16 protein-coding genes are annotated in these 17490 nt (G+C 51.3%); 10 read left to right on the top strand and 6 right to left on the bottom strand.

The genetic code is table 11. From position 1 onward, the window contains the following. Positions 1 to 163: 163 nt before the first annotated feature. Together PGRAT_RS21430 and PGRAT_RS21425 are read left to right on the top strand one after the other, a co-directional pair. A complete protein-coding gene (locus tag PGRAT_RS21430; RefSeq protein ID WP_025708544.1) occupies positions 164 to 928 on the top strand; it encodes a 4Fe-4S binding protein in 765 nt (254 codons plus the stop codon). Positions 929 to 937: 9 nt separating this feature from the next. Next, positions 938 to 1525, top strand: a complete 588-nt coding sequence (locus PGRAT_RS21425) for a PadR family transcriptional regulator (protein ID WP_025708545.1) — start codon at positions 938 to 940, stop codon at positions 1523 to 1525. Between the two features lie 509 nt (positions 1526 to 2034). Here PGRAT_RS21425 and PGRAT_RS21420 read toward each other — a convergent pair. From PGRAT_RS21420 to PGRAT_RS21405, 4 genes are read right to left on the bottom strand one after another with little or no spacing between them, the layout of a single operon-like run. Further along, positions 2035 to 2250 (bottom strand): helix-turn-helix domain-containing protein, encoded by a 216-nt coding sequence (locus PGRAT_RS21420; protein WP_020429023.1) that lies wholly within the window; start codon positions 2248 to 2250, stop codon positions 2035 to 2037. 10 nt (positions 2251 to 2260) lie between these two features. Further along, positions 2261 to 2743 (bottom strand): DUF2975 domain-containing protein, encoded by a 483-nt coding sequence (locus tag PGRAT_RS21415; RefSeq protein WP_025708546.1) that lies wholly within the window; start codon positions 2741 to 2743, stop codon positions 2261 to 2263. A 55-nt stretch (positions 2744 to 2798) separates the two neighbouring features. Further along, a complete protein-coding gene (locus PGRAT_RS21410) occupies positions 2799 to 4436 on the bottom strand; it encodes a response regulator transcription factor (protein WP_025708547.1) in 1638 nt (545 codons plus the stop codon). Between the two features lie 14 nt (positions 4437 to 4450). Further along, a complete protein-coding gene (locus tag PGRAT_RS21405; protein WP_025708548.1) occupies positions 4451 to 6172 on the bottom strand; it encodes a sensor histidine kinase in 1722 nt (573 codons plus the stop codon). A gap of 313 nt (positions 6173 to 6485) precedes the next feature. Between PGRAT_RS21405 and PGRAT_RS21400 the strand changes: the two genes are divergently transcribed. From PGRAT_RS21400 to PGRAT_RS21390, 3 genes are all read left to right on the top strand, one after another. Beyond that, positions 6486 to 8090 (top strand): extracellular solute-binding protein, encoded by a 1605-nt coding sequence (locus tag PGRAT_RS21400; protein WP_025708549.1) that lies wholly within the window; start codon positions 6486 to 6488, stop codon positions 8088 to 8090. Positions 8091 to 8219: 129 nt separating this feature from the next. Next, entirely contained in the window at positions 8220 to 9143 is a 924-nt protein-coding gene (locus tag PGRAT_RS21395; protein WP_025708550.1) for an ABC transporter permease, read from the top strand. A 16-nt stretch (positions 9144 to 9159) separates the two neighbouring features. Then, positions 9160 to 10083, top strand: a complete 924-nt coding sequence (locus PGRAT_RS21390; RefSeq protein ID WP_025708551.1) for a carbohydrate ABC transporter permease — start codon at positions 9160 to 9162, stop codon at positions 10081 to 10083. A gap of 157 nt (positions 10084 to 10240) precedes the next feature. On the opposite strand, the gene PGRAT_RS21385 is transcribed toward PGRAT_RS21390, so the two are convergent. Beyond that, positions 10241 to 10465, bottom strand: coding sequence for a (4Fe-4S)-binding protein (locus PGRAT_RS21385; protein WP_025708552.1), 225 nt, complete (start codon positions 10463 to 10465; stop codon positions 10241 to 10243). A 202-nt stretch (positions 10466 to 10667) separates the two neighbouring features. Between PGRAT_RS21385 and PGRAT_RS21380 the strand changes: the two genes are divergently transcribed. The 3 genes from PGRAT_RS21380 to map all read left to right on the top strand — a co-directional run bounded on the left by PGRAT_RS21380 (position 10668) and on the right by map (position 12976). Continuing rightward, the gene (locus tag PGRAT_RS21380; protein WP_025708553.1) at positions 10668 to 11189 is read left to right on the top strand and encodes a stalk domain-containing protein; all 522 of its coding nucleotides are present in this window, start codon (positions 10668 to 10670) and stop codon (positions 11187 to 11189) included. A gap of 227 nt (positions 11190 to 11416) precedes the next feature. After that, the gene (locus tag PGRAT_RS21375; protein ID WP_042267207.1) at positions 11417 to 12202 is read left to right on the top strand and encodes a TetR/AcrR family transcriptional regulator; all 786 of its coding nucleotides are present in this window, start codon (positions 11417 to 11419) and stop codon (positions 12200 to 12202) included. 27 nt (positions 12203 to 12229) lie between these two features. Further along, complete coding sequence (gene map / locus PGRAT_RS21370) at positions 12230 to 12976, top strand: type I methionyl aminopeptidase (protein WP_025708813.1); 747 nt, start codon at positions 12230 to 12232, stop codon at positions 12974 to 12976. A gap of 202 nt (positions 12977 to 13178) precedes the next feature. Here the strand turns inward: map and PGRAT_RS21365 are convergent, their stop codons facing one another. Then, entirely contained in the window at positions 13179 to 14093 is a 915-nt protein-coding gene (locus PGRAT_RS21365) for an AraC family transcriptional regulator (protein WP_025708815.1), read from the bottom strand. Positions 14094 to 14247: 154 nt separating this feature from the next. Here PGRAT_RS21365 and PGRAT_RS21360 point away from each other — a divergent pair, with 154 nt between their 5' ends. After that, entirely contained in the window at positions 14248 to 16914 is a 2667-nt protein-coding gene (locus PGRAT_RS21360) for a family 78 glycoside hydrolase catalytic domain (protein ID WP_025708817.1), read from the top strand. Between the two features lie 120 nt (positions 16915 to 17034). Further along, complete coding sequence (locus PGRAT_RS21355) at positions 17035 to 17433, top strand: RrF2 family transcriptional regulator (protein ID WP_025708819.1); 399 nt, start codon at positions 17035 to 17037, stop codon at positions 17431 to 17433. Positions 17434 to 17490 lie beyond the last annotated feature (57 nt).

Here is a 17490-nt window from a genome sequence, read left to right as displayed (position 1 = left end):
GTCAACGAAAAAATACTTCAGCAAGCTTCGATGCAACCGGAATAGCAAAAAAGCTCATTGACAGCAGCTGTATCAACTTGATACCATATTCTATATCATCATGATATACTGTTTGCCCTGTAAGGGACGACTTTATTCTAAAAAGAATGGAATGTGATGAAGCATGCGTAAGCAAACACTCCGAAAGACTCTCCTTCTGCTGTCAATGCTGCTGTTTCCGGTTACCTTGAACTATTTCTCCCCATATCTGATTGTCCAGGGCAGTTTTGCCGGTATTGCTACCGGAAGCTTTTTGCTGTTTCCCGCACTTTTTGGCTCCTCTTTATGGTTTGGGAGGGCCTTTTGCAGCTGGGTCTGTCCGGCGGGGGGGTTGCAGGATACCTGCAGCCAGGTTGTGAATAAACCGGCAGGATCAAGGCAGAACCTCATCAAATATCTGATTTGGCTGCCGTGGGTTCTGTCTATTCTGGCCGGATTTGTGACTGCTGGCGGGATCAAAGCCGTCAACCCGATTTATTTTACCGACCACGGAATTTCAGTTTCTGCCCCTCCGGCTTTCATTACCTACTTTGCTGTCGTATTATTAATAGTCAGTGTGTCCCTGATTTTCGGACGCCGGTCCTTCTGCCATTCGCTCTGCTGGATGGCCCCGTTCATGGTCTTGGGCAATACCCTCAAGAACAAGCTGGGTTATCCCTCACTGCATCTGGAGGCCAGAACCGAGGATTGCATCAGCTGCAAGAAATGCGACAGAGCCTGCCCGATGAGCCTGAAGGTCAATGAAATGGTTCAGAACAGGGACATGAACAGCAATGAATGTATTCTGTGCGGCAGCTGCGAGGCGGTGTGTCCGAAGCAGGTGCTTCGGGTAGGCTTCGGCGTGCAGAAGCATCCGGCTGCCAACAGCAACTATACGGAGGGAGCTTAAGGAACGATTATGCCGAAGGAAAATACTACCGTCTACATCATATTGGGCCTGCTGAACCATGAGGACCTTAGCGGATATGATATTAAAAAAAAGATAGATGTGATGATCAGCGGTTTCTGGGAAGTTGGTTATGGGCAGATTTATCCCACTCTGGCGAAGCTGGTTGCCGAAGAGCTGGTAATCAAGCATAAGGGCACCGGCTCCAAAGGTCCTGAGAAAAACATCTATTCCATCACGGACAAAGGCAGGGAACTGCTGAAGGAGTGGGTTATGCTTCCCGAGCAGAAGGAGTATACGAAATATGAAATTCTGCTTAAGCTCTTTTTCGGAAGTCTGGTTCCGGATGAGAGCAATCTTGCGCGGATTGAAGACTTCAAGGAACGGCATATACAGAATCTCCAGCTGATTCAGTTGTTCAAAGGCAATCTGGAGCGTGTTCTCCATACCGAAAAGGATCATTTGTACTTTTACCTGACTGTCCTGTTCGGGGAGCATGTCTACAAGGCCTATTTAGACTGGGCGGACGAGGCTAAGGCGCTGCTGGCCGGTAAACCCGGCGCGGAACTAAACATGGAGAGAAGCAGCGGGGATGTTTAACAGTGGAGGAGCGGCAGCGTCCGCCTTCACAAGAAAAACTATTGTGATGAAAACGGTCTCATATTACTTTATAATCTATAAAAACGTTTTTATAATGAGTCCCTAACCTGAACGGCAAACAGCTGAAGTCCGGGAAAACCATGATGCTGGTTTTTTTTACAACAAGTGTGGCAGGCCCCTATTTCTATAAGCTTGTGGAGGCCATGTCCAGGTAGTGCTACCGTCTGGGGTACGGGCTGAACGTATTTGTTACGAAAGATAAGCAGGTCGTTATGGGCAATATCCCCGGCAGGCGTGTGGATGGCGTCATTATTTATGAAGAGCTGGGCATTGGCGACAAAGACATTCTAGCGATGATCTGTCACTGCAGGTGAAGAAGCATCCAGAGGAGTAAACTAATCTTTTATAAAAGAAACAGCGGCAGCCATGGACGAGAATGTAGAGTCCGAAGCTGCCGCTGTTTTGGTTAAACAATTGTCCCTTATAAGCATATATCCGCTTGTTAAGCTTTAAGTTTCTTCGTCGCTTCTGTATTCCAGTATATCTCCAGGCTGGCATTCCAAAGCCTTGCAAATCGCCTCTAAAGTGGATAAACGAACCGCTTTTGCCTTGCCGTTTTTGAGAATGGAAAGATTGGCCATCGTGATCCCGACCCTCTCGGAAAGCTCGGTGACGCTCATTTTTCGTTTCGCCAGCATTACATCAATATTGATTATAATCGCCATGGTCTTCACCTCAGACTGTTAAGTCATTTTCTATTTTTAGTTCGATGGCCTCTTTTAAAAGCTTCTGGAGAACAGCAGCAAAAACGGCAATCACCAGGGAGGCGAAAATGATGACCAAACCGATGACTATGATGCCCGGGGCATCGTCCTTCTCCGCCATGAGATAGAAGAGGGGCAGGCCTGCCACATACAAGCCGCTGATGACGATGGCACAGTATTTAATATTCTTAAGGACCCGCACAGATAATTCCGAAAAAGCCTTGTTCTTGTCAATATAGCCTAACAGTCTAAAGGCTTGATACAGCGCAATGTAAAAGGGGACCGCTGATGCATACAAATCAATTAACACCAGATATTTAATAAAAGTCATATCCGGATATAATTCTGCTGCAAAACCCGCGATCTCAGGCACCGCAAATATACACAAAGCAAGTACCGGAATGCCCATAAGAATCACAGCTGCCTTTAAAAAAAGTGTTGTTCCCCGCTCCATAAAATGCACCTCGTTTAGTTATTGGTACATTGAATTTAGCATAAAGTTTATCGTTTTACAATATATTTTGATTGTTATGTAATAATTCAGGCTGATCGTGCTGCTGCTCCTTCTTATACTCATTAGGCGACAAACCCACTTCTTGCTTGAACAGCTTGGAGAAGTAGGAGTAGTTAGTGTAGCCCACCTTGTTCGCTATAGTGTACACAGACAGCCGGGTAGTTTCCAGCAGCTGCTTGGCGGCGGCAATCCGGACGTGAATCACATAGCTGCCTAAGGAAACGCCTGTCTCTTTCTTGAACAGCCGGGCGAGATAATCGGGATTCAGATAGACGATCTCCGCGAGATCGTTCCGTGTCAGTTCATCTCCGTAATGCGCATGGATATACTGCTTGATTTCTTCGGCTACCGATTTGGGCTGCGCGGTGAGGTCGCGGTATTTCATGGCTGTGTTCACCAGGTATTCCAGGTATTCCTCCATGTCCTCGACAGAAGTCAGGGAATGAAGCTGCAGGCGGTCATTCACCTTGCCGCTGTACAGTTTATGCACCTGAATGCCCTTCATTTTGAGAAAAGAATAGACGAGCTGCACAATATCCAGCCGGAACAGGCTGAGGATGGAGGTATCGACGGTCCGGTTGACCAGCAGCCCCTTCAGATAACGGCTTACTTCCTCCAGAAAAGCGGCCAGCTTGTTCCGGTTCAGCAGCTCCTCCAGATGGGCCAGATCCGGGGGAATGTACGCTGTTTTACTCTGCTTCTGGTACATGTCTACTGTATATGTATGATTCCGGCAGCGTGTAATCTCTTCATCCATCCGGGTCAGGCTTCTCAGGACCGTGCCGATCCCGCTCAGTTCACCGGGCAGGCCAATGTTGCAGCAGACATCACATTTGAGATAAGGGTTCATTTTCTGGATCAAGGCGGCGCAGATTTCCTCAAGCGTTGCGGTATCCGGGGTCTGGTTCCATTTCAGGATGGCGATCCAGCTGTAATCCTTAATCTCCAGGATGCTCTCAAGCACGAAGTCAGGATACCGGAACAGCTCATACAGAATGTTAAGCAGAGCAAAATCGAACAGATCCTTCTCTTCCTTGCCCATGCTGCCATTGTATGGGAAGACATTGAACAACAGCGGCTGTAAGGTATCATTCATCTGATAGGAAAGATTCTGCTCTTTGATGGCATAGGTGATCGCTGACGGCCTGATGGGGGAAGAGCTGCTTCCGCTCACCATTCTGCGCCAGAAATGCTCCAGATTTTTCGCCTGGTTTTTTTGCCAATAATAGCCCTCCTGGATAGCTTTTTCGTTGTGCTGCTGCTCCTTGGCGCGCGCAACCGCTTTTTGGATAATGAGCATCAGCTTGTCAAATTCAATCGGCTTGAGAAAATATTCGAAGCTTTGCAGCTCGATGGCTTTTTGCGCGTAATTGAAGTCGGCATAATTGGTGAGGAGAATGGTTTGAATCGGATAATCGTTCTCCCTAATCCAGGCTAGGAGCGATAGTCCGCTGCCCTGCGGCATTTCAATGTCCGAGATTAGAATCTGTACGGAATGGTTCTCCACAATTTCCCGGGCCTGGGCGACATTGTTGGCCGTGTATACGGCTTCGATACCCAGTGCTGCCCAGTCCATTTTCTTTTGCAGAGCCGCCACTACATAATAGTCGTCATCTACCAGCAGTATGTTCATAGGAATTTCTCCATTCATGTTGAAGTATCCGGAAGATCCGGAAGAGTTAAGATGACAGAAGCGCCGCCGCCCTCTATATTGGAGAAGTGGACCACCGCTCTTTTATAATACAGGTATTCCAGCCGTTTAAGTGTATTCATAATGCCGATATGTGTTCCTTTGCTCTGATCCAGGGGCTGGCCCCGCACCAGCTTCTCAAGCACCCCGGGGGCAAAGCCGGGTCCGTTGTCCGAGATTTGAATCACCGTCACCTGTCCCTCTTCCGATTCACGCCGGGTAACCGTCAGTCTGATCTGGACTTCAGGGTCCCGGGAAATTGCATATTTGACTGAGTTCTCAATAAAAGTCTGCAGCACCAGCGGGGGGATCAGCACATTTTTGGCCGTTTCGTCCTGCATGATATGATGTCTGAAGGCATCCCGGTACCGGCTGCGCTGGATTTCAAGATAAATGCGGACATGCTCGATCTCATCCTCCAGCCGGACAAAGTTTTCGCCATTCTGAAACGTATAGCGGAAGTACTTGGAGGTCGACAGGGCCATATGCTCAATTTCTTCGTACATTTGGATCTGGGCCATACTGTAGATGCTGGTCAGGCAGTTCAGGAAAAAATGGGGTTTGATCTGCTGCTTCATGTAGTCCAGCTGAATGCGCTGTTTCTCCAGCTCCTGCTCATAGATCGCGATTTTGAACATTTTGACCTGCTCCACCAGGTCCTTGAACTGGTCGTTTGCCTGCTCCAGCTCGATGATTTTACTGCTTTTGAAGCCGGCCGGCTGGCCGTCCTCGTTCATGTGCGCCAGATTCTCCGAGAAGTTCTGAATCGGACCCAGCACTCTTTTATTGAAGAATAGCATGACGGCGCAGATGGTGGACGTCACGATGAAGAACAGGAGCATAATCAGCAATTGGGCGATCATGATTTTCTCGAAGGCTCCGAATTGAATGACCATGTCCGCGCTGAACGTAGTATTGGAAAATTCAGTGCTGATCGTCGTGCGGGACCGGAGCAGGCCCGGCCAACCCTGCTCCTGCTGCACCAGCTTCCCGCTGCCTGATAGGGGACTTGAAATACGGGTGCCGTTCTCATCCACCAGGGAAGCATAGCCATTGGCCCCCAGGTTAATCTGCCGCAAAGGGCGGATCAGATTGTCGGCGGAGATCAGACCGATCAGATAGCGGTTGTAATACGGGACGATGTTGATAATATAGTATTTTCCGTTGACCAGGATAGGCGTCCATCGGGAATAAAACTCCGCATAGACATCCTTATCTTCTATATAGGAATAGATTTGCTTCTTCAGCTCTAGATAATCCGTATAGGTGACGCTGATCGGGGCGCAGTTCAGAAAGAAGGACTGATTTTTCAAATAAAAAAAGAAGTTGTATTCCTGCCCGTAATTCTTCTGCAGCTCGGCAAACCGTTTATACAGATTATCGTTTGATTTCAGGAACTCGCTGCTGTCCGGCTCATAGGCGTTCATCATATTCAAGCTTTCATCGTTGGCGAGTGTCCAGCCCATATAATGATTAATATAGGCAAAATCATGGTTGATGCGGTCGATGTACAGCTTCGCCGTATCCTGCAAATACCGTGTGGACTGCTGCTTCATAATGGAAATAGAGGCCAGGCTGATGACAAGGTCCAGCACCAGCACGGCGAACGAGACCAGGATCATGATTCGTACGTAATGGCGGATGGGATACGGCTTGCTGCCTGCTTTTCGCTTAATCATAGTTACATACCGCGTCCTTTCCTGCGCGTTCATTAGATGAAAGCGGTTGTATCGGCTAACAAAGCCATTATAAAACCTACCCGGGGAAATTACATGCACTTTTCCGGCATTCCCCGACAAAGTCCGGAAACTGCAAGCGAAAGTCTGAATACCGTCATACCTGCACATGCGAAAATTCGGTAGAATCTTCAAAACAATGTAAGCGGATGCAGAGGTCCGGATACTGCCGCCAATGGGTCCGGAATGCAAAGACGCGGCAAGCTATCATTAGGAGTGTAAAGCGGATGCAACCTATGAAATGGGGGATTACAGAATGGGTACACACAGCAAAAGCAGATTAGCCAAGAAATGGCCGCTGCTGCTTCTGTCAGCCGTAATGGTTATGGGAATGGCCGGGTGCAGCGGGAACAAGGAGAAGGCGGACGCTCCGGCTGAAACCGGTGATTTCAACAAAGAAGGCCTGCCGATCGTCAACGAACCGGTAACTCTGAAGGTGCTTACCGTGCGTTGGGGAAGCATGGGGGATACCTTCACCCAGAACCAGTGGCTGAAGGACCTGGAGAAGAATACGAATGTCAAAATTGATTGGCAGGTCATGTCCTCCAACGACTGGGCGGAACAGAAGTCCATTCTGCTGGCCAGCGGCACGCTGCCGGATGTGGTAGTGGGCGACCAGACCTTTTCCGATTCCGATATCGTCAACAACTTAAGCTATTTCCGCCCGCTGGATGAGTATATCGATCAATATATGCCTAACCTGAAAGCCGCGATGGAAGAAACACCGGAGATGAAAAAAATCAGCACCTTCCCCGACGGGAAGATCTACTCTCTGCCGACCCGATTGCCTTCACGCCCCAAAAGCTCCCGCCAGCCGGTCATCAACAAGGCCTGGCTTGACAAGCTTGGCCTGAAGACGCCGGACACGTTGGATGATCTGTACAATGTGATGAAGGCCTTTAAGGATAAAGACCCGAACGGAAACGGCAAGGCGGATGAAATTCCGTATATCGAAGTCAGCAATGACTTCATCAGCCCGTTCGGCATCACTGATCTCAACAGCAACAATATGCTGGTTAAGGACGGTAAAGCTGTATATTACCCTACTTCCGAAGAGTACAAGGAAGGCCTAAAATGGGAAGACAAATTATACAGCGAGGGCTTGCTGGATAAAGAGCTGTTCACCCAGGACGCTACGATGATCTCGGCCAAGTTCCAGAATCCGGACGCGCCGATCGTAGGCTTATCGTACCAGTGGACGCCGGACGCCGTCTTCGGCAAATGGAGCGAACAGTATGAAACCATTCCGCCTGTGGCCGGACCGGACGGCAAACGCTATACAATCGGCAACCCCATCGGGATGAATCTCGCCCGCAACGAGCTGCTGATTACCACCTCCTGCAAAAATCCGGAAGTCGCCGCCCGCTGGGCTGACCAGTTCTATACCAATGAAGCCAGCATCCAGAATTTCTGGGGGGCAATCGGAACGGTGCTCAAAAAGAATGACGACAGCACCTACACGCTGATGGACCCGCCTGCGGGAACCAGTGCGGATGCCTGGTACTGGGACCAGTCGCTGCGTGATTTCGGGCCGAAATATGTAAGCCCGTCCTTTGAGAAGAAGATTGTGCTGAGCCCGAACAGCGGCGACGGACTGAAGCTGCAGCTGGATAAGCTGGGCAGTGACTACGTAACCACACCATTCCCTAATGTGATGTACACCTCCGAGGAATTCCAGGAGCTGCCAACCTTGACCACGGACATCGACAGCTATGTGACCACGATGCGTGCCCAGTTTATTACCAAAGGCGGGATTGATGAAGGCTGGGATGCCTATGTGAAGAAGCTGAACGATATGGGACTGGAAAAGCTGCTTAAAATCCGCACCGACGCTTATGCCCGGTATATGAACGTAAAATAACCGTCAAATCTTCAGTTGATGAAGTTTCGGAGAAGAGAATTCTTCATCGGTTTGAGTAAATGCCGTCCCGCGCCAGCTTTTTGCAGGACGGCATTTGCTATAGCTCACAACACTTTTAGGAGGGATTTCATGAAATCCGGTCATCGCTATCCAGGTCGGACCTTGGGACAGATCAAACGGAACTGGGGGCTGTATGCACTGCTTTTTCCTGCGGCGGTTCTCACGTTATTATTCGCGTATAAGCCGATGTACGGGGTGCTTATTGCTTTCAAGGATTATAGTCCGGCGCTGGGAATCACCGGCAGTCCTTGGGCGGGCTTCAAGTATTTCGAGAAGTTTTTTCATTCCTATCAATTTTCATCCACGATCAAGAATACGCTGATCATCAGCGTGTACAGTCTGGTTACCTTCCCGATTCCGGTCATCCTGGCGCTGATGGTCAATCAGATGCGCCCGAACCGGTTCAGACGTTTTTTCCAGACCGTATCTTATATGCCGCACTTCATTTCCACAGTGGTGATGGTGGGCCTGATGATGATACTGCTCTCCCCCAGCACCGGCCTCGTCGGCAATCTGTACAGTCTGTTCGGCAAAGAGGCACCCGATCTCATGGGCTCGGCTGGCTTGTTCAGCAGCGTATATGTCTGGTCGGATGTGTGGCAGCATGTCGGCTGGGACAGCATTATCTTCATCGCGGCGTTGTCGGCGGTGGATCCGAGTCTGTATGAGGCCGCTACTGTGGACGGGGCCAGCCGCTGGCACAAGGTCCGCTACATCGATATTCCGATGCTGATGCCGACAGCCATCACCCTGCTGATCCTGCGCGTCGGCGGTCTTCTGGGCGTCGGCTTCGAAAAGGTCTATCTGATGCAGAATGACTTGAACGCCACCTCAAGCGAAATTCTGTCCACCTATGTCTACAAAATCGGGCTGCTCAGCAGCCAGTACAGCTTCTCCTCAGCCATCAACCTGTTCAATACGGTCATTAATTTCATACTGCTCATTATGGTCAACCAGATTTCCAAAAAACTCAGCGAAAACAGCTTGTGGTAGAAAGGGGAGCAGCATCATGGGAGTACTACAGCCTGCGGCTCAGAAGAAAACAGGAAAAATAAAAAATAACCGCACCTCGGATACGGTTATGGAGTTCGTTATGTATGTTATTGCAGCGGTGTTTCTGCTGATTCTGATCTATCCGCTGTTTTTTATTGTCATCGCTTCATTCAGTGATCCGTCTGCTGTAGCGGGAGGACAGGTCTGGCTGTTTCCCAAAGGTTTTACCCTGGACGGCTACAAAGAGCTGCTGCGTCATGACAACATCTGGATCGGTTACCGGAATACCATCCTGTATACGGTCGTCGGAACAGTGATCGGTCTGGCCGTGAACATCTCGGCAGCCTATGCGCTGTCCCGCAAAGACCTGACAGGCCGCAAATATATCTCGCTGTATTTCATCTTCACGATGTTTTTTAACGGCGGGCTGATTCCCACCTTCCTGACGATCCGTGATTTCCATCTCTATGATACCTTCTTGGTAATGGTGCTGCCCTTCTCCGTGGGGGTCTTCAACATTATCGTCGCCCGGACTTTTTTTCAGACGAGTATTCCCGGGGACTTGTGGGAGGCAGCCCAGATTGACGGCTGCGGCAATCTCCGCTATTTTGCCCAGGTTGTACTGCCGTTGTCCAAAGCGATTATTGCCGTGCTGGGCTTATGGATTGCCGTCGGCTCCTGGAATTCGTATTTCAATGCCTTGATCTACCTCAAGAACCCGGACATGTATCCGCTGCAGCTGATCCTCCGCAATATTCTGATCACCAATCAGATGCAGTCCGGCATGGGAACGGGCGAAGCGGCGCAAATCGCGCTGCGGCTGGCGAACATGATGCGCTACTCCGTCATTATTGTGGCTACCGTGCCAATCATGTGCGTATATCCTTTTGTGCAGAAATACTTCAATCAGGGCGTGATGATCGGCGCGGTGAAGGAATAGCTGGGGGAACAGCCGAAGGAGGGGCTGCAATTATGGCTGGAGTACATCTCCAAATTCAGCACCCTGCTGGAATCTGCCTTTGGATGATCGATAATATAAAGACTGGCTCTTAAGGTGACATCAGTCATATCAGCAGCGATGGAGTCCTGATCACGGATCAGAAACCGTCAAGAAGCTCGTATTGGAGTGCGCCGCTCGGGCATTTGCCGATATGCCGGGCAATGGCCTCTGCGGCATCGGCATCGGGCTCAACCCAAGGACGTTTGCTGACATTGAAAACCGCAGGCAAACCTTTAACACAGACACCGGAGTGAATGCATTTTTCGGGCTGAAACTTCACCGTGATTTTTTTTCCGTAATACTGCTTCAGCTCGTTTGTCATACGTCCACACCTTTCATCTTCATTTTTTTGTTAACGTCCCGTTGTTCTGACTATATCATATTCTTTTGAAGAAAAGAGGCTGTGATTTCGCTAAAATTTGCTATAAAAAGCTGGAAAAGTACAGTTTCTCAGCAAGTTCGCCATCACTCGCCGTAAAATGGTAAACTAGGAAGTATAGTATTTTACGGGGAGTGAACTTCTTATGAAAAAGCTTGCTGCCGGCTTCCTAGCCGGTGCTGTACTGATGATCGGTACCCAGGCGATCGGGGCTTCTACAAGTCTAGTAGGCAAGACAATTCAAGCAGAATACACCGTAAACGTTTACGGCAAGAAACTGGCGGACCCGGCCGTTGTAATTGACGGAAAAAGTTATGCACCGGTCCGGGCAATCGGGGAGCTGGCAGGATATAAGGTTTCTCTATCGGGTAAGACCATTAGTCTGGACGACAAAGAGGCGGGCGCGCTGCCATCGCTGGCCGATAAGAATGCGGGCATTACAATGGGGCCTGTGCCCACATTAACACCAGACTCCGCAACAGCCGCTGCCAAAGGCAAAATCAAGGCGATTGACAGCAAAATAGATACCGTTGTAGATAACATCCTGTCCACAAGCAGCAAGCTGAAGGCAAATCCCGACAGTGACGGCCTGAAGGACAAGCTGGAGCAGTATAAAGCGGAATATGCCGACCTGCTCCAGCAAAAGGATGCGGAACTGCAGAAGTAGAATAGGTATGGTGAACGAAACTGCTATAAAAACCGCTGTGAAAAATGCCATATAAGAGGCTGCCCCGTCATTGGCTGCAATGACACGGGGCGGCCTCTTTTTCATAGGCCCCATTCTAAGATGTTGTAAGCTATCAGAAGCCCTACAGCCCATCTCTTGTTATTCGCAAGCGGATGTTTTATATTGACATAATAGCAGGTCAAAAATAAATGAGGTGAACAGAGTAGATGACTCCACGCACGAAGGAACAAAACGAAGAGATCCGGCTGCAGCGTCTCGTGCAAATCCGTAAAGCTGCTGCCGATGTATTTTTGAAAAAAGGGCCTTTACTGGAAATCCGCGATGTAGCTGCGCAGGCGGGACTCGGCTATGGCACGGTATACCATTATTACAGCAATAAGGGCGATTTGCTCCGTGATTTGCTGTGGGACGCGTTGGAGCGGGCCGGGGGATGGCTGGAGTCTCCGCTAGAGGCCCCATGGAAGGCCCCGTTGAAGGTTCCGCTGAAGACTCAACGGAAGGCCCCGCTGGAGGTGCCGCGTGCCCCGGCTTCGGGGGAGGCGCCGGCGGGCGGGCATTTCGGCTTGGCTGCGGCGGCGGACACCGGGAACCCGGCCGCCGCGGATTCCCGAAGCGGCAGCCGCGCAATGGCCGCTGCCGCAGAGCTTGGCCCCGTCGCCGCCGCCGGCGTCCGGCTGCTGCATCTTTGGGCGGAGGACCACGCCCTGTACCTGCTGTATAAGCAGGCCGGTGAGGGCTTTGCCTCGCTGCCTGAAGCGCACTCAGCCCCGCTCTCGGCCGCCTTTCGCCGGGAGGTGCTCGCGCCGCTGGCCGCGCTGCTGGAGGCTGGACGGGCGGGGGACGGGGCCGCCGGAAGCGCGGCGGAGCCGCTGTATCGGCTGCAGCGTGCAGAAATGCTCCTGGCCGCCTTGGTCGGCTGCGCTGCGCTTTCGCTGCGCCGGGGAAAGCTGCATGAGGAGGCCGGGGATATCGCCCGGTTTTTAAAGTTATAGAATTGCTAAGGAGTGAATAAACCAAAGATGATCATTTTAAAATCACCCAGGGAAATCGAAGAGATGAAGCCGGCGGGCCAAATCATTGCGGACTGCTACCGCGAGGTGGCCAAACTGATCGAGCCTGGGATCACCACTCAGGAAATCAATGACTTTGTTGCCAAACACATCACCAAGCTGGGCGGCAAGCAGTTTACGAAAGGGTACAACGGTTTCCCCGCCGAAACCTGCATTTCGGTCAACGATGTGGTGGCCCACGGCATTCCTTCGAACCGGGTGCTTGCGGACGGCGACTTGCTGAAGCTCGACATCGTCGCGGAATACGGCGGATGGTTCGGCGATTCGTGCATGAGCTTTGCGGTGGGCAATATCCGGCCGGAGGCGCAAAAATTAATGAAGGTGGCAAAGGAATGCCTGGATCTTGGGATCGCCCGGGCACTCCCCGGAGGCCGGCTTGGCGATATCACATCGGCGATTCAACAGCATGCGGAAGCAAACGGCTATTCTGTCGTACGCGATCTGCTGGCGCACGGGATCGGGCGGAGCCTGCACGAGGAGCCGAGCTACGAGCATATCGGCGTAGCCGGCAAAGGCATCCGGTTAAAGGAAGGCATGGTATTTACAATTGAACCGATGATTAACGAGGGTACGTTCCATATCACAATCGACGATGATGAGTGGACGGCGAGAACGGCCGACGGCAAGTTGTCGGCGCAATATGAGCATACAATCGCAGTCACGCCGGACGGACCGCTGATTTTAACGGCCCAGTAAGAATAGAGGCGAACGGACGGGAATGCGTCATTTTTGAAGAATTCGAGTACGCTCAGCCCGTCGGAATTCTTCTGCACGCGCTTTGCTTATTCGCTGAAGCCTTTAGTTGCATTATTTTTTGGGTCAATCTACTAGTCGTAAAAATGATTCTAGCTCCATCCCGGTTAGAATGGTTTGATTCCACTATTTAAGATCTGCTGATCTACTCGTGACCCTTGCTGTTGTTGACCCCGCCTGCCGCCGCCGCGGTTTCCGCCTCTTGCCGGTACCCGCCGGGGGTTTTTCCCATAATCCGTTTGAAGACCAGGCTGAAGGTTTTGGTATCACGGTAACCCACCTGTTCGGCAATGAGCGGGATGGGAGTATGCAGCTGCCGGGTTAGCAGTCCACAGCTCTGTTGAACCCGGACATTCTGCAGGAAATGGTGAAAGGTCTGCCCCGTATGCGCCCTGAACAAACGTTGAAGATGACGCTCACTCCAGTCAAAGGTCCGGGCAAGATGAGTTAGGGTAATGTCCCGGGCATACTCCTGCTGGATATAGCGGAGAACATGCAGGAATCGCGTTTGCTTATTCACCGGAAACTGAAGCTCGTCATGCTTGAAGCGGTACAGGGTAATCATCAGCTGAATGAACAGGGACAACAGATAGCTGCCGGAACCGGTCTGCGGGAGATTGTACTCCCGGTGAAGAGAGAGAAAGAGGCTCTCGATGGAACCGTGAGGGTCAGTGACCGAGAACGGAGAAATCTGGTGATTTCGGATCTGTGCCAGGTAATCTGCAATCGGCGTGTCCGGAATAACCGGGGTCAGTCCCTCCAGAAGCTCCGGTGTAAACAAACAATTATAGACCACAAGCGGTTCTTTGAGGGAACTAGGCGACGAAGGCCGGAAGACATGGGAGACGCCGACAGGAATGAAATATAGCTGTCCTTTGAAGGCATGGTGAACCTCCTGTTCTATATAGTGGAACCCCTTGCCCTCCGCAACAAAGGCCAGCTCGATGAAATCATGGGAATGAAGCGGAAGCTGGTAAGTCTCCGTAGCACGGTTCACATACAGCAGCAGGTTCTTTTCGAAAAAGCTTTCGCCTTTCAACGTATGGTTTGAAGAGTTCACCCGTCCCCCCCCTTTCTCCACCGGACAAAAAGTCCTTTTTAAGCAGGTGAAATGTCTTTTTTACAGGTAATAGAATGGATTTGAATTCTTATAATTGTAATAGAAAGCGTTTCAAAATTATAGGGTGAATCCAAGAAAAGACGGGGTGGACAGGATGCTAACGGTTCAAAAGTTACGTGTAGAGTATAAAGAAAATCCGGTCGGGCTTGATGTGCGCTTCCCTAGAATCAGCTGGCAGCTTCAATCGGAGGAGCGGGATGTGCTGCAGCAGTCCTATGAGATCGAGGTCTCTGTTGAAGCGGATTTCCGCCGGATATTATGGAGTTCCGGGAGGGTGTATTCAGAGCAATCGGCCCATGTGGAGCTGGCGGAACTGCTGCCGGGTTCACGGCAGCGTTATTATTACCGGGTTAGAGTGTGGGATACGGAGAACCGGGGTACGGAATGGTCGGAACCTGCATTTTGGGAGATGGGGCTGCTGGCACAGGAGGATTGGCAGGCGGAATGGATCAGCGCTCCGCTGTCACTGCTGGGTGTAGAAGCGGAGCGCTGTCCGCTCCTTCGGGGCAGCTTTCAAGCCGCTGCTAAACCGCTTAAGGCCAGAATGTATGCGACCGCCCTGGGACTGTATGAACTGGAACTCAACGGCTTGCGCGTAGGCGATGGTTATCTGACCCCGGGCTGGACCAGCTACAGTCAGCGGCTGCAGGTGCAGGCTTATGATATTACAGCGCAGATTGCAGCAGGTGACAATGCTGTAGGTGCGTGGCTGGGGAATGGCTGGTATAAAGGAAACCTGGCCTGGGATAACCGCAGGCATATTTTTGGCAGCCGCACCGCATTGCTTATGCAAATCCATCTGACCTATGAGGATGGGAGCGAGCAGATATTTGCGACGGGTGAGAACTGGACTGCAGCCGCCGGCCCGATTCTGATGTCGGAGCTGTATCACGGAGAGACCTATGATGCCCGACTGGAACTGAGCGGGTTCAGCCAGCCCGGTTATGACGACAGCGGCTGGTCCCGGGTTGAACTCCTCCCGCATTCGAAGGAGATTCTGGTGGCGCAGGAGAATGTTCCGGTAAGGAAAATAGATCAGATCAAGCCGCTTAATCTGCTTAAGACGCCGGCCGGTGAAACCGTACTTGATATGGGGCAGAACATGGTTGGCTGGATGCAGTTTTGCCTTACCGCCCCGCGAGGGCAGCAGGTAGAGCTGGTTCATTTCGAGGTGCTGGACCGGGACGGCAATGTCTATACCGATAATTTGAGAAGCGCCCGGCAGAAGATCACGTATATTGCCAAAGGCGGAGGACGGGAAAGCTATGAGCCGCGGTTTACCTTCCAGGGATTCCGTTATGTGCAGCTGACCGGGTTCGGTGAGGAACTCTCGCCAGAGGATTTTACAGGGATCGTACTTCATTCGGATATGGAGCACACAGGCTCCTTCGCGTGCTCCAATCCGCTGATCAACCAGCTCCAGCACAATATTCTGTGGGGCCAAAAAGGCAACTTTGTCGACGTGCCGACGGATTGCCCGCAGCGGGATGAGCGGCTCGGCTGGACCGGAGATGCGCAGATGTTCATCCGCACTTCGGCATATCTGATGAATGTGGCGCCGTTTTTCAGCAAATGGCTCAAAGATCTGTCTGCTGATCAACTGGAACATGGCGGTGTTCCGTTCGTGATCCCGGATGTCCTGGGAGAAAATGATCATTCGTCTGCGGCATGGGGCGACGCTGCCGTTATCTGTCCGTGGACGCTGTACCAATGTTACGGGGATAAGCGTATCCTTGAACAGCAATATCCAAGCATGCGGGGCTGGGTGGAGTATATCCGCAAGCAGGGCCAAGATGAGTATCTTTGGAATACGGGGGTTCATTTTGGCGACTGGCTGGGACTGGATGCGAAACAGGACAGCTACAAAGGTGCTACGGACACCGATTTGATCGCGACAGCCTTTTATGCTTATTCCGTTCAGCTTCTGCAGAAGACAGCCGATGTGCTTGGAAGAACAGATGAAGCTAAGCAATACATGGTGCTCTACAGCCGCATTAAAGAAGCTTTTAACCGTGAATTCATCACTCCTTCGGGGCGTCTATCCGTACCCACACAGACAGCCTGCGTGCTGGCTCTGATGTTCGGACTGGTGGAAGGACCGGCGAAAGCAAGAACAACAGACAAACTCCTGAAGCTCCTGGAAGAAAGCGGCCACCATCTCACCACCGGGTTTGTGGGCACACCTTATCTGAACCTTGTGTTAAGTGAAGCCGGGCATATGGATGCGGCCTACAAATTGCTCCTGCAGACCGATTATCCTTCCTGGCTGTACCAGGTGACCAAGGGAGCGACGACCATCTGGGAGCATTGGGACGGGATAAAGGAGGACGGAAGCTTCTGGAGCAAAAATATGAATTCGTTCAACCATTATGCGTATGGAGCCATCGGGGATTTTTTATACCGCCATATTGCAGGCATTGAGCTGGATGAAGCGCACCCGGGATACAAGGAATTTGTGATCAAGCCGCAGCCGGGCGGGGACCTGACCTGGGCTGCAGCTGCGCTTGAAACGGTGTACGGGCGCATCCGCTCGGAATGGAGTATTACTTCGAATCAGATGGAACTGTCCGTTTCAGTCCCGCCGAATACTTCTGCTGCGCTATATCTCCCGAATGCCGGTCTGCCCCGTGTGCTGGAAGGTGATGTGCACCTTGAGCAGGCCATCGGCGTACATTCCGCAGAGCAGCTGGAGCATGAGGTGAAAGTAATGCTGGGCTCCGGGGACTATAGGTTCATTTATGAGCTGGGCGCAATGAGCTAAGGATAACGTGGAAGGAAGCAAACGGATTTCAGCTGCGGGCAGCTGTTTAAGTCTCGTTTGCTTTTTACGTTCTTTAGCGCTATTATAGATTAATAAAGTCTTTGATTGAGGTGGATATGGATGAAATATTCAAAGGCAACCAACTATGCGCTGCACACAATGCTCTATCTGGTATCTGCTGCACCGAACAAGCCAATAGGTGTACAGCTGCTCGCGGAACGGCAGGGGGTATCTCCTACGTATCTGTCGAAGATCCTGACCAAGCTGGTCAAGGCGGATCTCATCGAGTCCGCATCCGGTGCGAACGGCGGCTACCGGCTGAAGCGCAGGCAGGAAGAGATTTCTTTTCTGGACATCATTCATGCCATTGAAGGCACGGCTTCGTTGTTCGATTGTACGCTCAACCACTCCAGCAAGTGTCTGATTCAGCAGGAGATGGTCGAAGCGGAGCGGCAGATGGAGCGGTATCTACAGAACAAGAAGATGTCCGAGCTGGCCGGAAAAATAACGGTGGACTGATCATCCGCCGTTTTCTGCGGAATGATTATAGATATAGATAGTCTTTTAAATCTGTAA

Source organism: Paenibacillus graminis, from assembly GCF_000758705.1.
Lineage (GTDB): Bacteria > Bacillota > Bacilli > Paenibacillales > Paenibacillaceae > Paenibacillus_AQ > Paenibacillus_AQ graminis.
This window is presented reverse-complemented; position numbering and strand designations above follow the sequence as displayed.

Excerpts from the sequence above, each read along its gene's own strand:
- PGRAT_RS21420 (WP_020429023.1), bottom strand. The coding sequence starts at position 2,250 with ATGGCGATTATAATCAATATTGATGTAATGCTGGCGAAACGAAAAATG.
- PGRAT_RS21400 (WP_025708549.1), top strand. The coding sequence starts at position 6,486 with ATGGGTACACACAGCAAAAGCAGATTAGCCAAGAAATGGCCGCTGCTG.
- PGRAT_RS21410 (WP_025708547.1), bottom strand. The coding sequence starts at position 4,436 with ATGAACATACTGCTGGTAGATGACGACTATTATGTAGTGGCGGCTCTG.
- PGRAT_RS21415 (WP_025708546.1), bottom strand. The coding sequence starts at position 2,743 with ATGGAGCGGGGAACAACACTTTTTTTAAAGGCAGCTGTGATTCTTATG.
- PGRAT_RS21405 (WP_025708548.1), bottom strand. The coding sequence starts at position 6,172 with ATGATTAAGCGAAAAGCAGGCAGCAAGCCGTATCCCATCCGCCATTAC.
- PGRAT_RS21390 (WP_025708551.1), top strand. The coding sequence starts at position 9,160 with ATGGGAGTACTACAGCCTGCGGCTCAGAAGAAAACAGGAAAAATAAAA.
- PGRAT_RS21355 (WP_025708819.1), top strand. The coding sequence starts at position 17,035 with ATGAAATATTCAAAGGCAACCAACTATGCGCTGCACACAATGCTCTAT.
- PGRAT_RS21395 (WP_025708550.1), top strand. The coding sequence starts at position 8,220 with ATGAAATCCGGTCATCGCTATCCAGGTCGGACCTTGGGACAGATCAAA.
- map (WP_025708813.1), top strand. The coding sequence starts at position 12,230 with ATGATCATTTTAAAATCACCCAGGGAAATCGAAGAGATGAAGCCGGCG.
- PGRAT_RS21360 (WP_025708817.1), top strand. The coding sequence starts at position 14,248 with ATGCTAACGGTTCAAAAGTTACGTGTAGAGTATAAAGAAAATCCGGTC.
- PGRAT_RS21430 (WP_025708544.1), top strand. The coding sequence starts at position 164 with ATGCGTAAGCAAACACTCCGAAAGACTCTCCTTCTGCTGTCAATGCTG.
- PGRAT_RS21380 (WP_025708553.1), top strand. The coding sequence starts at position 10,668 with ATGAAAAAGCTTGCTGCCGGCTTCCTAGCCGGTGCTGTACTGATGATC.
- PGRAT_RS21385 (WP_025708552.1), bottom strand. The coding sequence starts at position 10,465 with ATGACAAACGAGCTGAAGCAGTATTACGGAAAAAAAATCACGGTGAAG.
- PGRAT_RS21375 (WP_042267207.1), top strand. The coding sequence starts at position 11,417 with ATGACTCCACGCACGAAGGAACAAAACGAAGAGATCCGGCTGCAGCGT.
- PGRAT_RS21425 (WP_025708545.1), top strand. The coding sequence starts at position 938 with ATGCCGAAGGAAAATACTACCGTCTACATCATATTGGGCCTGCTGAAC.